General features: G+C 51.2%; 9 protein-coding genes. 6 read left to right on the top strand and 3 right to left on the bottom strand.

All coding sequences use genetic code 11. From position 1 onward, the window contains the following. The first annotated feature begins 369 nt into the window (after window positions 1-369). The 4 genes from CUS_RS06825 to nadA all read left to right on the top strand — a co-directional run bounded on the left by CUS_RS06825 (window position 370) and on the right by nadA (window position 4983). Window positions 370-1095, top strand: coding sequence for a M23 family metallopeptidase (locus tag CUS_RS06825; RefSeq protein WP_002848852.1), 726 nt, complete (start codon window positions 370-372; stop codon window positions 1093-1095). A 476-nt stretch (window positions 1096-1571) separates the two neighbouring features. Continuing rightward, complete coding sequence (locus CUS_RS06830; protein ID WP_002848724.1) at window positions 1572-2462, top strand: PHP domain-containing protein; 891 nt, start codon at window positions 1572-1574, stop codon at window positions 2460-2462. Window positions 2463-2830: 368 nt separating this feature from the next. Next, window positions 2831-4003, top strand: coding sequence for an NAD(P)-dependent malic enzyme (locus CUS_RS06835; RefSeq protein WP_002848810.1), 1173 nt, complete (start codon window positions 2831-2833; stop codon window positions 4001-4003). A gap of 47 nt (window positions 4004-4050) precedes the next feature. After that, the gene (gene nadA / locus CUS_RS06840; protein ID WP_002848776.1) at window positions 4051-4983 is read left to right on the top strand and encodes a quinolinate synthase NadA; all 933 of its coding nucleotides are present in this window, start codon (window positions 4051-4053) and stop codon (window positions 4981-4983) included. A gap of 81 nt (window positions 4984-5064) precedes the next feature. Here nadA and CUS_RS06845 read toward each other — a convergent pair whose 3' ends face one another. From CUS_RS06845 to CUS_RS06855, 3 genes are all read right to left on the bottom strand, one after another. Further along, entirely contained in the window at window positions 5065-5577 is a 513-nt protein-coding gene (locus CUS_RS06845) for a hypothetical protein (protein WP_002848732.1), read from the bottom strand. A 374-nt stretch (window positions 5578-5951) separates the two neighbouring features. Further along, the gene (locus tag CUS_RS06850) at window positions 5952-6779 is read right to left on the bottom strand and encodes a polysaccharide deacetylase family protein (protein WP_002848847.1); all 828 of its coding nucleotides are present in this window, start codon (window positions 6777-6779) and stop codon (window positions 5952-5954) included. Window positions 6780-6783: 4 nt separating this feature from the next. Continuing rightward, window positions 6784-7977, bottom strand: coding sequence for an SGNH/GDSL hydrolase family protein (locus CUS_RS06855; protein ID WP_080559529.1), 1194 nt, complete (start codon window positions 7975-7977; stop codon window positions 6784-6786). Window positions 7978-8914: 937 nt separating this feature from the next. On the opposite strand from CUS_RS06855, the gene CUS_RS06865 reads away from it, so the two are divergent. Both CUS_RS06865 and CUS_RS06870 read left to right on the top strand, forming a co-directional pair. Continuing rightward, a complete protein-coding gene (locus CUS_RS06865; protein ID WP_002848876.1) occupies window positions 8915-11065 on the top strand; it encodes an HD-GYP domain-containing protein in 2151 nt (716 codons plus the stop codon). A 1-nt stretch (window position 11066) separates the two neighbouring features. Then, the gene (locus CUS_RS06870; protein WP_002848821.1) at window positions 11067-15056 is read left to right on the top strand and encodes a two-component regulator propeller domain-containing protein; all 3990 of its coding nucleotides are present in this window, start codon (window positions 11067-11069) and stop codon (window positions 15054-15056) included. Window positions 15057-15067: the final 11 nt, after the last annotated feature.

Here is a 15067-nt window from a genome sequence, read left to right on the forward strand (position 1 = left end):
AAACTATGTGCGTGCGACGAATTGCCCGCGTCATCTAGCCGAACAGCGAAGCGTCTTCGGCGGTCGGTCATCGCTCCAAAGGATAAGCCTGTCAATAGTGTAGGGCGGGGGTCACGCCGACACAGTCGCGTGCGCTCCCGCCGTTCGACCCGCACACACCCGCGATAAGAACGGCTCACTTTCGGTCATGTCAACCAATTATGAATTGTGAATTATGAATTATGAATTACAAAAGTGTCGGCATTTTGCGTAATTTTTTTGTGATCTCAAGATTTTACGATTTTTTCAGATCTTCCGAATATTTCAGCTTTTATTGCCCACAATAGCCTCAGAGGATATCTCAAAGTTCAAGCAGAAAGGAACGATCTAATGAGCAATTTTATCACAGAGTCATCTCTCGGCAGAAAACTTGGCGCAAAAGGAGTCTACATCACTCTGGGGACTTGCCTTATCGCCCTCGCGGGTGCAGGCGCGGCGGCTTACAATAAGGCGGTCGATGAACTTGACAACAGCTTGGTGCTCGATGCCCCGCGCGCCGTACAGCAGGCTGACAACAAGACGGAAGGTGTCGCCAAAGCCGAAAGTTCTGCCGCTGAAAGCAGTTCTTCAAAGGCTGAGGAAAGCTCCCGCATGGACGATGGAACTTCTTCGCTGATATCGGACGATATCAAGACACAGCCCAATGTGATGCCTGTCAACGGCGATATAATAAACCCCTTTTCAGACGGCGAACTGGTCAAGGACAGCACGCTGGGGGTGTGGCGCACCCATGACGGCGTTGATATCAAGGCTGATGTGGGTACGCCCGTCAAGTCGATGAACAAGGGAATGGTCACAGAAGTAAAGGAAGACCCGCTGTGGGGCTTTTGTGTGACCATCGATCACGGAAGCGGTATAACAGGGTATTACTGTTCGCTGTCAAAGGCGGTGAATGTCACTGAGGGTGAACGTGTCAATGCGGGGCAGGTGATAGGTGCTGTGGGCGACACCGCCGAATGTGAAGCCGCCGAACTTTCGCACCTGCATTTTGCCCTTAAGCGAAACAACGGCTGGATAGACCCCATCGGCTTTATCGATGGCAAAAAGCTGAAATAAACGGCGTAACGTTTACTGTAAAATGCGTGGGCGAAGATATTCGTTCACGCATTTTTATTATGTGGTTATCCCTCTGATACGCCAAAATAAACGATGTTATATCGGGAACTGAATTGTAGCCGTCGGTCATCTTTCCTCGTTATAAAGGTTTTTGAGGTGGTGTGCTAAAGGGATAGTCATATTTTATTATGCTTGTCCCCGCAAGAGCTGTTCGGCGGGATAATTGCTGCGGGGTGGAAGAATAAATATGTCGTTTGCTATAAATATTTCTGTGCAGATTTGTGCAAGATGACACTCTGTTATGGGGTTTTGTGGAAATTTCTCAAAAATACTTGCAAGATATGATAAAATGTGGTATAATTATACGGTCGGTACAAGCTGACAATACTTCAACCAATAAAACTGTGATATTCAGTTTCCCGCACCGCAGGCTTTTGTGCGGTCGGGGCAGTCTTGATAAATGGGAGGTTCACTATATGATCGGTGATCTGCATTGCCACACGACCTTGTCGGACGGCTCGATGGGTATAGAGGAAGTCATAGCGCAGGCTAAGCGCGTAGGTCTGGATTTTCTAGCGATAACAGACCACGATACGCTGTCTTCTTCAAGCCGCGCCCAGATATTGGGTGAACGCTACGGTGTCAAGATAATCCAGGCGGTGGAACTTTCGGCGTGGGACAAAGTGCGCGGTCAGAAGGTACACATACTTTGCTACGCGCCGCAGAAACCCAACAGGCTGGAGGGTCTGTGCCTTAAGTCCTGCACCATAAGGACGGAGTGCGCCAAAGAGATGATAGAAAAGGTGATGGCTCGTTACCCCATACCGCGCGATGCGGTGATGAAATACTGCAAGGGGTCTAAGAGCATATACAAGTCCCACATAATGCGGGCGCTGATAAGCTACGGCTATGCCACCGAGTTTTACGGCTCGGTCAATGACAGGCTGTTCTCCTATCCGCGCGGTGAATGTCTGGTGACCAGAGAATATCCCGATGTCAATTTCGTGCTGGATATGATACATTCTTCAAAGGGCGTGGCTGTGCTGGCTCATCCGCACATGTTCGGCAATATAGAACTTATGAAGGATCTGACGGCGGCAGGCAAGCTGGACGGCATTGAGTGTTTCCACGTATCTGCGACCGATTCACAGCAGCAGGCGCTCAAAAAGTTTGCCGAAGAGAATGGTCTGCTGGTGACGGGCGGTTCGGACTTTCACGGCCTGTATAACTCGACCATGACCCATATAGGCAAATTTACGACAGATGAAGAGAACCTCGAAAAACTCTTCAAGCTGATACATGTCAATGCAAAAGCCGCCAAAAAAGCGGGCGAAGCGGCGTTCAACCAGCCCAAAGAGAAGGAATGACTCTCCTGACTGCGGCAGACTTACAGAACCCGGATATTATCTGCGCGGACGAACATTCGCCCGCGCTTTTTATTTTGTGGTTATCCCGCTGACACACCAAAATAAAAGATGTTATATCGGGAACTGAATATAGTTGGCGTTTATCTTTCCACCTCCTGCGGCGGGGGAAAGATAACATCAACTCAGTATTTCCTTGTTATAAAGGTATTTTTTGGTTGTGTGCTGAAGGGATAGTCATATTTTATTTTGAAAAATGTGTCCGCGCCGATAAGCTGTGCGTTTTGAGTCGAATTAACAAAAGGGTAACACATTCGGCGGTAAAGTGTGGTATAATAAAACAGCATAAAATGCGAAAGGAAGTACTAAACATGAACGTTATGGAAGAATCATTGCAGCTGCATGAGCAGTGGAAGGGTAAGATAGAAGTCATCTCGCGCGCTAAGATCAATAATGCCCGCGACCTCACACTTGCCTATACTCCGGGTGTTGCTCAGCCCTGTCTTGAAATAGAGAAAAACCCCGACCTCAGCTATGTATACACACGCCGCGCTAACCTCGTGGCTGTTATCACTGACGGCTCTGCTGTGCTGGGTCTTGGCAATATAGGTCCTGAGGCAGGTATGCCTGTTATGGAGGGCAAGTGCGCCCTGTTCAAGGAGTTTGCCGATGTTGACGCTTTCCCGCTCTGCGTGAGGAGCAACGATGTCGATGAGATAGTAAATACCATCGCCATGATAGCAGGCAGTTTCGGCGGCATAAATCTGGAGGATATCGCCGCACCCAGATGCTTCGAGATAGAAGCAAAACTCAAAGAGCGCGTAGATATCCCTGTTTTCCATGATGACCAGCATGGTACTGCTATCGTTGTGGGCGCGGCTATGCTCAATGCCTGCAAGCTGACAGGCAGAGATATAGGTTCGCTGAAAGTCGTTATGAGCGGCGCGGGCGCGGCAGGCTGTGCTATCGCAAAGTTCCTGATGAGTCTGGGTGTCAAGGATATAATCATGCTCAACTCAAAGGGCATAATCTGTGAGGGCGATGATATCAAGAACCCTGCACAGGCTGAGATGGCTAAGATAACCAACCGTGAGCATCTGCGCGGCGGTCTGGCTGATGCAATGAAGGGCGCTGACGTTTTCGTGGGCGTTTCCAAGCCCGACCTCGTTACCGCTGAGATGGTAAAGAGCATGAACGATAAGCCTTTCATCTTCGCCATGTCCAACCCCGTACCCGAGATAATGCCCGATGTTGCTAAGGCGGCAGGCGCATATATCGTAGGTACAGGCAGGTCGGATTTCCCGAACCAGATAAACAACGTTGTTGCATTCCCGGGCATCTTCAAGGGTGCGCTGGCAGTTCGTGCAAGCGATATCAATGAAGAGATGAAGCTGGCGGCGGCTTATGCAATAGCTTCCTGCGTGCCTGAGGACAAGCTCTGCCCCGAATTTATCCTGCCTGACGCTTTTGACAGGGCTGTACCTGTTGCAGTTGCGGAAGCTGTAGGCAAGGCGGCAAGAGAAAGCGGAGTTGCAAGGATATAAGCACAGGTACACCTGAAGAACCTGAACCATTCCAAAAAGGTGATAATATGATAAGAGATATCCAGGACGAGATACTCAGACTGAAAAAGGAATATGACATCTGCATACTGGCGCACAGCTATCAGGCGGCTGAGATAATCGAGGTCGCTGATATAACGGGTGACAGCTATAAGCTGAGCGTTGAAGCCGCTAAGGTGCAGAACAGGAACATACTGATGTGCGGCGTGCATTTCATGGCTGAAACTGCCAAGATGCTCTCGCCCGATAAGCGGGTGTTCCTTGCCCACAGGGACGCGGGCTGTCCTATGGCTGAACAGTTCGAGCCTGAGATGATAACCGCCATGAAGAAGCAAGACCCCGACCGCAAGGTGGTTTGCTATGTAAACACGACCGCAGAACTGAAAACTGTCTGCGATGTCTGCGTTACTTCTTCTTCGGCTGTTAAGATAGTCAAGGCGATGGACGCTGACAAGATACTCTTTATACCCGATATAAATCTGGGTACTTTCGTGGCAGAAGCCTGTCCCGAAAAAGATGTTAAGCTGTTACACGGCGGCTGTCCCGTACATGCGGCGATAACGGCTGACGAAGCGCGTGAGGCGAAAGCGGCTCATCCGAATGCTAAATTGCTGGTACACCCCGAATGCAGACCCGAAGTCACCCGCATGGCTGACTATGCAGGTTCAACATCGGGCATAATGGAGTATGCCGCAAAGAGCGATGAAAAGGAATTCATCATCGGCACTGAGGTGTCGATAAGGGAGCATTTGCAGTACAAGTTCCCCGAAAAGAAGTTCTATGATATGTCTAAGCGGCTTCTCTGCCAGAACATGAAAGCCACTACGCTGATGGACGTGCTGAACACGGTAAAAGCCATCGGCGGCGACAGCGAGTATGATGCCGCAGAGATAATCATGTCTGACGAACTGATAAGCAAAGCCAGAGTTTGCATCGATGAGATGATAAGACTGGGCGGCTGATAAAAACTGACCATTGACCATAACATATTCATCCAAAACCGCCTCAGAGCCGTGTGAAAGCGACTCTGAGGCGGTTTTTTGTCATCTCATTTCTTCAAAGTTTTTGCAGATATAGCCGCGCAGTTCTTCGCCGCTAAGTGCGATGCCGAGTTCGCGGGCGGTACCTGACCATGTGGGCATGCGCCTGTTCAGGTCATCGAAATAGCGGTGCTGTACCACCATTTTCACCAGTTCGCCCTTAAGACTGTCGCGGCGCTCTTCGATGCGGCGGCGGCGCAGGGCGAGTTCAGCAAGCTCAAGGGTCGCGTGCCGAAGTGCCGACCGCAGTACAGGCAGCTGCGGCGACATCGTTTTTTCCGCTATGATGCACTCAGCCAGCATTCGCTCGATACGGCGGCGAACGCTGTTCTCACGCAGGCATAGACTGCGGTAACTGCCAAACTCCCTGGCTATCGTGCAGGCATGGTCGCGCTCGCCGCTCTCTTCACCATTATACCGTTCTGACGGTCTGCCCAGCGGTATGCGCATTATCTCTGCAAGATAGGCATAAATTTCCATCGTGTCAAGAATGTCTTTGTGTTTATTTCGTTCCATATGTCCCTCCCGAATTTTCTGCCGCTTTGACATGGGCGCGTTTGCGCGGCGATGCTATACCTCACTTTCCGTTTGGTCAGGCGGGCAGTTTGGCACTAGCTTTTCATGAGCACGAATGTTCTTATCAGGTAGCAACTATATTATACATCAAACATATGTTCTTGTCAAGAACGTTTGTTCGATTTTTCTCTTTTCAGCGTTTTGCACAACCTGCGCGAGGTACTGCGGAACAGATTTCACAAAGGTCATGGAGGTGATGTTTTGCTGTCATAATGAAAAAACGCCCGCAGAAATACCTCCTGCGGGCGTTTGCTATGACTGTTTTGCAGTTCTGTGTCGGCATTACGGTGTTTATGCCAATAATTATGGAACACTCAGTACATGCTCGTCTGTTCGGCGCGGCTGTAAAGAATGCCGTCTTCCTGCGGCTCTATACCTTTTGCATGGAAAAGTTCCGATACCGTCACCAGTTCATATCCCTGCTTCTGCAATTCGGGAACTATAGTCTTTATAGCCTCCGCAGTGCGGAAATTGCTCCCGCCGTCATGCAGAAGTATTATCGCGCCGTCCTCAGCCTGCGCAAGAACTTTTTCGGCTATCGTTTCAGCCGATACGCTCTTGTCCCAGTCGTTACAGCCAAGGCCGTTGATAAAGGGCTTGTCTATAGCCTCAAACATAGTGTCGTTAACGGCGATATAAGGCGGGCGGAAAAATCTCGGTGTCACACCTGTCAGAGCCTTTATCTTCTCATCGGTGTAGTCCATCTCGGCTTTTATCTCTTCAGCCGTCATCTTGTCCATGTAGGAGTGTGTGCGCGAGTGGCTGTTGACCTCAAAACCCAGTTCCGCTTCGCGCTTAACCGTTTCTTCGGTGGAATAGTCGATGTTGTCGCCTATCAGGAAGAAACTTGCCCGCGCGTTGTTTTCTTCAAAAACATCAAGTATCATGTTGGTGCTGACCGCATCGGGGCCGTCATCAAAGGTCAGCGCAATTACTTTGCCGTATTCTTCGGGGGACTTGAAAGAAGTCACCGCAGGGGTCACGCTTGTTTCGGGGGGCGCAGTATCGGTCTTTGCCGAAGTCACAGCGCTTTCGCCCGAAGTCTTTTCGCTGACATCATTCCCGCCTGTACTGCCGCAGCCTGTCATAAACATCAAACCTCCCAGAAATGCGGCAAATGCCGCTTTGACGTATCTTCTCATGATATCACCACCCCATTATCCGCTTTATCTCGGCGGTCAAAGCGTCTGACGCTTTGGTGTGTGTCTTTTCGGTGGGGTGGTAGTCAGCCACCAGACCGTCCTCAGCGGTGTTCTGAGGTTCAAGGTGGAAAGCCGAGATATTCGTGTCACCTGTGTCGGTGCTGTACTTTTCTACAGCCGCTTCAACATAAGGGTAAAGCCTGTCGCCCATTATGCCCAGCACACAGAGTATGCGCGCATCGGGATTGTTCTTGCGCACTGTTTTCAGGAACTCTGCGTAGCCCTCGACATAATCCTGCTGACGGTCGGCGTTGGTGGTGCAATAGCTGTCATCGTTCGTACCCAGATTTATGACCACCAGTTCGGGCTGATAAAGCGAGTAGTCCCAGTCGATATCCTGCGGCTGTTTATCTCCGAAAGCGCCGTAGCTGAAACCCATCTTCTCATAATAGAGAGGTATCTGCTGGTCGGGCTTCTGTTTGCCGTCACCCGTCCAACCGCTGATTATGCCCCAGCCGCTTATTGAGAACATGCTGTATTCCGCATTGAGGTTCTCGGCTGTTTTGTAAGCATAAGCGCGGGTCACATCTTCGGTGGAAGTTTTGAACTTGTGAGTGGGGTCTTCGTCATCGACACCGTAGCCGCAGGTTATGGAGTCACCGATGAACTCTATCTTATGCGCCTTTTGCTCGGTGGGCTTTACAGAAGCGCCCTCTTCCAGCTGTATAGGCATGATGCCGAAGCATGACATAGCCGTTTCGGACAGCTTGACTATCCTGACCGTTTTGGTGACTTCGGTATCGCCCGATATTGGGGTATACTTTTTCAGTCCCTCGTTCAGCATATCGTCCACGACCCTTTCTCCGTCAACATAGATGGCGATGCGGGTGTAATTATCCTTTTGCCCCGACCAGCTTACCTTGTCGCCCTCGACCATTATGTCGAGATTTTTCCCTGTGAACTCAAATTCAGCGCCCGACCCGCTGAGTCCGCACCATAATGTGCCGCTTTCGGCAAGATAAGTTCTGCCGATGAGTTTTGCGTTTTCCGCAGTCAATCTTGTACCCTTCATTCCTTTGACCTCCTCAGTCTGAGATGCTGTGCTGTCGGCATCAGACTCATTTTTACCCGACATACCGCAGGCAGTTCCCCCTACACAGAGGACTGCAAGCAACACAGCCAAAAATTTCCTTTTCATAAGGTCACCCCATTTCCATATACCACTATTATATCATGTTAGTTGTCAATAATCAAGAGAGATGGTGTTAATTGGAATTCATAATTCACAATTCATAATTCATAATTTTTGACAGGGGCGAGAGAATGCTGTTTCGGCGGTAACTTTGCCGCCCAACAAAGTGAAGCAAGAACACAAAGCTATGCGCGAGAAAAAGCGCGCGGTCAAGCCTCGCGCCAGCAGGCTTGCGGGGAGCGCGAGGGGCAGAGCCTCTCGCATCGTGGAAGCAGAAAGCAAAGCGACAAACAAAATTAGTTGGGCGAACAAAGCGAAATACGATAAGAGGGCAAAGCCATCGACCAAAGCAGAACCAAAATCGGTTAAACACGACATAACGATGCCCCGAAAGTTCGGCGGTAAACACGGCGGGAGTCACGCCGACACAGTCGCGTGCGCCGACACAGTCGCGAACGCCCCCCGCCCTACACGTAGGGAGTGCAGACCCAAAAGCGGGCAATTCGCAAAAAAAGCGCGTACTCAATTCCCGCGAACAGCACTCCCCATGTGCGGGCGACGAATTGCCCGCGTGTGCCAGCCGAACAGCGTAGCGTCTTCGGCGGTCGTGGCGCAGTCCCCAGCGATAAAACGGCAAACCCTCATGGCGATACCCGGATAATTTGGTGGTAAACAAAGTCGCGGCAATGTAACACGGCGAGAGTTACGCCGACACAGTCACTTACGCCGACACGGTCGCGTGCGCCGACCATATCAAATATCTGCGAATTGCTCACTATGAATATTACCTAAAAATTAAATACGCATAAATTTTAAATAAAGACAAATACTTGCAAAACTTTAGAAAATATGTTATAATAACATAAGGTATATCAGATAAGATATATGGGGTCACCGCCCGCATACCATAAAAAGGAATGCGGCGGCAGGGGAGTGAACATTGATGGAAAAGTTTTCAGATAGATCTCGGCGCGCAAGCAAAATGAGGGCTGTGTCTGTTATGATAGGCGCGGCTGTCAATGTTGTGCTTGCGTCCCTTTCATATAAGGCGGGTCTGCCCGTTGTGGCTGATACCATCGGTACTGTTGCCATAACTGCGGTGGGCGGTATCTTTCCGGGCATAATGACCGCGATACTCACAAACGCAGTGTGCAGTCTGTTCAACAGCGAAGCCGCCTATTTCAGCCTTATCAATGCCATGATAGCTATGTATACCGCATGGGCTGTAAGGGATAAGAACCTCAAAAAACCGAAAAATATCGCTTCGCTGATGCTGGTGCTGGGCATCGGAAGCGGAATTTTCAGCGCATTCATACAGTGGGGCGTTCTCGGCGGCGTGAAGAACGATGCCATGCGCTCACTGATAGAAGCTGTCGGGGAATACCACAGTATGCCCGCATTCCCGCTGTTCCTTGCTATAAATGTACTGCTCAACCTCATAGACAAGGCGGTATCTGTCGGCGTGATGCTGTTGGTGCTGTACTTAATGCCAAAAAGTACCCGCACGATGATAAAGAACAGCGGCTGGCGTCAGCACCCGCTCTCCTTTGAAGAGATAAAAAAACTTCAACTCCTCAGCCGCGATATCAGATACCCGCTGAAAAACCGCATGACAGTGATGTTCCTGACGGTCACTCTCTCGCTGACCGCGCTGATGGCTTTTGTCGGTTCGCGCCTGTTTTACAGGAACCAAAGACAGGAAAAGACCGAATCCGCCATAAAGACAGCAAAGTTCGCCGCCGAGATGGTGGACGCCGATATGATGGACGATTATATCAAGTACGGCAGTGATGCTGAGGGCTACGATGAAACGAGCGATCTTCTCAGCAAGATACGCGAGAATGCTTCGGGGGTGCAGTACCTCTATATCATTCAGATAAGGGCTGACGGCTGTTATGTGGCTTTCGATGTCGAAACGAGCGATACGCCTGCCTATTCTGCGGGCGACAAGATAGATTTCGAGGAAGCCTTTGAACCCTACCTGCCTGCACTGTTCGCGGGCGAGGAGATCGAACCTATCGAATCAAACGATATCTCAGGCTGGCTTCTGACTGCCTATTACCCCATACGCAATGAGTCGGGCAGATGCACAGGCTACGCGGGCGCTGATATTTCGCTCAAGTATATGGCGGATTCAATGGGTGATCTTGTATTGAGGATCGCGCTGATACTTTCGGGCTTCTTCGTGCTGATAATCGCCTACGCACTCTGGGTGACAGGCATTAACTTGGTCTACCCGATAAACAATATCGTGGCGGCGGTGGGTGATTTCATCGGCGCAGGCACCGACCAGAAAAAGCTGGACGAGTCTGTAAGGAAACTACGCGCCATAGATGTGCATACGGGTGACGAGGTGGAAAAACTCTTCCACGCCATATGCGATATGGCAGTCAGCCAGACCGAACAGATGCGCAGTATCAGAAGATTTTCAGAAAACACCGCCCGCATGCAGGACGGTCTTATAATCACGATGGCAGACCTTGTGGAGAACCGCGATTCGGATACAGGTGCGCACATACAGAAGACTGCCGCTTATGTGAAGATAATAGTCGAGGGGCTTAAACGCAAGGGCTACTACGCCGAAAAACTCACGCCGAAATTCATGTCGGACGTGGTGCGCAGTGCGCCTCTGCATGATATCGGCAAGATAAGCATTCCCGATAATGTGCTGAACAAAAAGGGCAAGCTGAACGAAGCCGAGTACGAGATAATCAAGACCCATACCACCGCAGGCAGGATAATAATGGAGAAAGCCATCAACACGGTCGAGGGCGAGAACTACCTTAAGGAAGCACGCAATATGGCGGCTTACCACCATGAACGCTGGGACGGCAAGGGTTACCCCGAAGGGCTTCACGGTGAGGTAATACCGCTTTCGGCTCGCATCATGGCAGTTGCAGATGTGTTCGATGCGCTGGCATCGCCGCGCGTGTATAAGCCTGCATTCCCGCTTGAAAAGGCACTTTCCATAATACAGGAGGGTTCGGGCACACAGTTTGACCCCAAGTGCGTTGAAGTCTTTATGGAAGCACTGCCCGAAGTCAAGACTGTGCTGAGTAAGTACAGCGAGAACGGTCAGGGGGGTGCAGTATAGTATGATGAAAGGTTTCAAAAGCAGGCTGACTGCACTTCTGGCGGCGGCTGTTATGGGGCTGTCACAGCTTGCCGCATACGCCGATGACGAACTTAAATACGGCGGCGCATACGCGGCGGCAGGTCAGATAGAGGGCGTGGGCTATACCACCGAACTCTATGACGCATCGAACGGTCTGCCCACATCTGATGCCATGTTCATGCTGAGTGCATCTGACGGCAGATTGTGGGTGGGCGGCTACAGCGGCGTGCTGAGATATGACGGCACCACATTTGAAAGACAAGACCCCGCACTGGGTCTGACCAGCGCAAGGGGCTTCTATGAGGACAGCAAGGGCAGAGTGTGGGTAGGCACCAACGATAACGGCGTGGTGGTGGTCGATGGCAGAAAGACCACCCACATCACTTACAAGGACGGTCTGCCGTCATCGTCCATACGCAATTTTGCCGAAGACCGCGAGGGCAATATATTTATAGGCACTACTACGGGCATCTGCTATGCTGACAGCGGACTGAAACTGCACACACCCGAAGGCATCGACCTTTCGGAAGAGCGCATACTCAGACAGGATATCGACCCGAAAGGGCGCATATTCGGGCAATGCTCCAGCGGCAGGATATTTGTGATAGATGATAAGAAAGTCACCGAAAGCTATACATCTGACGAGATAGGTTGTGAGAAGATAACCACCCTCGCGGCTGACCCCGACAATTCGGGCTACTTGTGGCTGGGTACCGATGACAGCAAGGTGTTCTACGGCAGTTTCGGCACTAAGGCTGACAAGATGAAACGGGTCAGTATCCCCGAAATGAACGGCAGTATACACTGGCTGAGTTTTGACTGCGGCAGACTTTGGGTGTCTTCGACCAGCAAGGTCGGCTATCTTGGCAACGACCTGAAAATTCATATGCTTGATGATATACCCGTCACAAGCGGTGTCGAGATGACCCTCACCGACTATCAGGGCAACCTGTGGGTGGCATCTTCAACTCAGGGCGTTATGAAGCTGGTCACCAACAATTTCGTTGACTACAGCGGCATGGCAGGGCTTGAAGAAGCTGTGTCCAACGCGGCATTTTTCTACCGTGATGAACTCTACATCGGCACTGACAGCGGACTGCGCATAATAGATGAGTACGGTCACCCTAAGAACAATGAACTGACCGACTATATCGGCAATTCCCGCGTGCGCTGTTTTGCAGAGGATAAAGAGGGTCAGCTGTGGATAGCTACCTACACCAACGAACTCGGTCTGCTTTGCTATAACGGCGAGGGCGCACCCAAAGCATTCACCACCGCAAGCGGCATGCCCGATGACCAGATAAGGTGCGTGACGGTGGCTGAGGACGGCAGAGTGCTGGCAGGCACGAACGGCGGTCTGGCTGTGATAGAGAAAGGCAGGGTAGTGCGCACTGTCGGGGCTGATGACGGCATCGGCAACACCGTGTTCCTGACGGTGGCTGAGTATGAAAACGACACCATCATAGCAGGCACCGACGGCGGCGGTATGTACATAATCGGCAGGGACAGCGTGAAAAAGCTGGGGCGCGATGACGGTCTGACCAGCGAAGTCATAATGCGCGTCATCAAGGACGAGGAAAGGGGCGTTTACTGGCTGGTGACCTCAAACTCGCTGGAATTTATAAAGAACGGCGAGATAACCCCTCTCACGACTTTCCCATACAACAACAATTACGATATGATTTTCGATGACAACGGCGGGATATGGGTCACATCTTCCTACGGCATTTACTGCATCGACGGCAAGGCGATGGCAGATAATGACATAACCGACTACAAGCTGTATACAGTTGCAAACGGTCTGCCTTATGCCATAACCACAAATTCATACAGCGCCCGAAAAGATAACGGCGACCTTTATATACCGGGTCGCAGCGGCGTGATAAAGGTGAATATCAACAACTATTTTGAGGTCAGCGACAGGGTGATGACTGATGTGAGGGCGGTGTACTGCGACGAAGAGCAGATATTCCCCGATGAAGAGGGCATCTATCACATACCCGCATCAAAAGGGCGCGTGCAGATATCGGCATCGGTGATGGATTACACGATGCTTGACCCCACCGTGAAGATGTTCCTCGAAAACGGTCCCGACGGCGGACTGACAGTCAGCAGGAGCGAACTGTCATCGCTGGAATACACCAATCTCCCTTACGGCGACTACAAACTGCATTTGCAGATAGTTGACCGCTATACAGGTGAGGTCATGCAGGACAGCACTTTTATGATATCAAAGGCGGCAAGGCTGTATGAACTGCTGGTGGTAAAGATACTGCTGGCGGCTCTGCTGGCGGCGCTGGCAGGGTTCATCGTGTGGAGGGTAATGCGCACGACTGTCATTGCAAGGCAGTATAACGAGATACGTTCGGCAAAAGAGGAAGCTGAGCGTGCAAATTCCGCAAAATCGCGCTTTCTGGCGAATATGTCCCACGAGATACGCACACCCATAAACACCATAATGGGCATGAACGAGATGTTACTGCGCGAAGACCCCACAGGCGTTCCCAACAGCTACTTCATGTCGGTGATGAACTATGCGTTCGATATACGCAACGCCTCCGAATCACTGCTGGGGCTGATAAATGACCTGCTGGATATGTCAAAGATAGAGTCGGGCAAGATGCACCTTGTCGAACAAGAGTACGATGTGCAGGATATGCTTCGTTCGGCGGTGGCACTGATAAGGGTCAGAAGCGTTGAAAAGGCGCTGACCTTCGATGTGGCTGTCGATGAAGTCATGCCGCGCAGAATGTTCGGTGATATGGGCAAGATAAAGCAGATACTCGTAAATCTGCTTTCAAATGCGGTAAAATATACCACAGTGGGCGGCATAATGCTCAGTGTCACCATGACCGAGCGTGAGGGCGATACCGCATCGCTGAGATTTTCGGTCAGGGATACAGGCATCGGCATAAAGCAGGAGGACATGGGCAAACTGTTCAATGCCTACGAAAGACTTGATGAAGAACTCAACAGCGGCATCGAGGGAACAGGTCTGGGACTGGATATCTCAGGCAGGTTCGCGGCGCTGATGGGCGGTAAGATAGAGTGCGAGAGCGTCTACCGCGAGGGCAGTGAGTTCATATTCACCGTGAAACAGCGCATAGTAGATGCCCGACCGCTGGGCGTGTTCACCGAGCATGATGAGGGCGCGGCGGCAGGACCTTATATCCCGCTGTTCATAGCCCCCGATGCGGATATACTTGTGGTGGACGACAACCCCGCAAATCTGGAGGTCGTAAAGGGTCTGCTGAGGGCGACAAGGGTGTTCGTCACCACTTCGCAAAGCGGCGCGGACGCTCTGGAGAAAATGGCGGATACACATTTCGATGTGGTGTTCCTGGACCTTATAATGCCGGGTATGGACGGCGTGGAGGTCGCGGGAAAGATACGCGAATTCGACAAGACAACGCCTGTTTACGCACTGTCAGCCAACGTTGCCGAGAGCGAGGAATACTATCGCACAAGGGGCTTCAACGGCTACCTGCCAAAGCCTGTTGACGGCGAGTCGCTGGAAAAGACCATCATGAAGCATATCCCCGAAGAGCGTATGGAGATACCTCAGCGGGCGGCAAATGACGAACTTACCGAACTGCCCGAAGAACTTTTGTGGCTCAGGCAGACCGATGGGCTGTCAGTCGATGACGGCATTAAAAATTCGGGCGGAGTATCTAATTACATCATCTCGCTGAGGCTGTTCGCGGATACCGCCGAAAGCAGTGCAGAAGTCATAAAAGGCGCTTATGACAGCGGCAACATAAGGCTTTTCACCATAAAAGTCCACGCGCTGAGGGTATCGGCGCGTATAGTGGGCGCAAAGGAACTCTCGGCACTGGCAGGCATAGTCGAAGAGGCAGGCGACCGTCAGGATATGGCGGAGATACACGCAAATACAGGCAAAATGCTCGCCATGTATGAAGCGCTGGGCGGCATACTGGCGGGTATTAAGAAAAAAGATAAGAAAATGTAGCAGAGGGGGGC

Source organism: Hominimerdicola alba 8 (assembly GCF_000178155.2).
Taxonomy (GTDB): Bacteria; Bacillota; Clostridia; order Oscillospirales; family Ruminococcaceae; genus Hominimerdicola; species Hominimerdicola alba_C.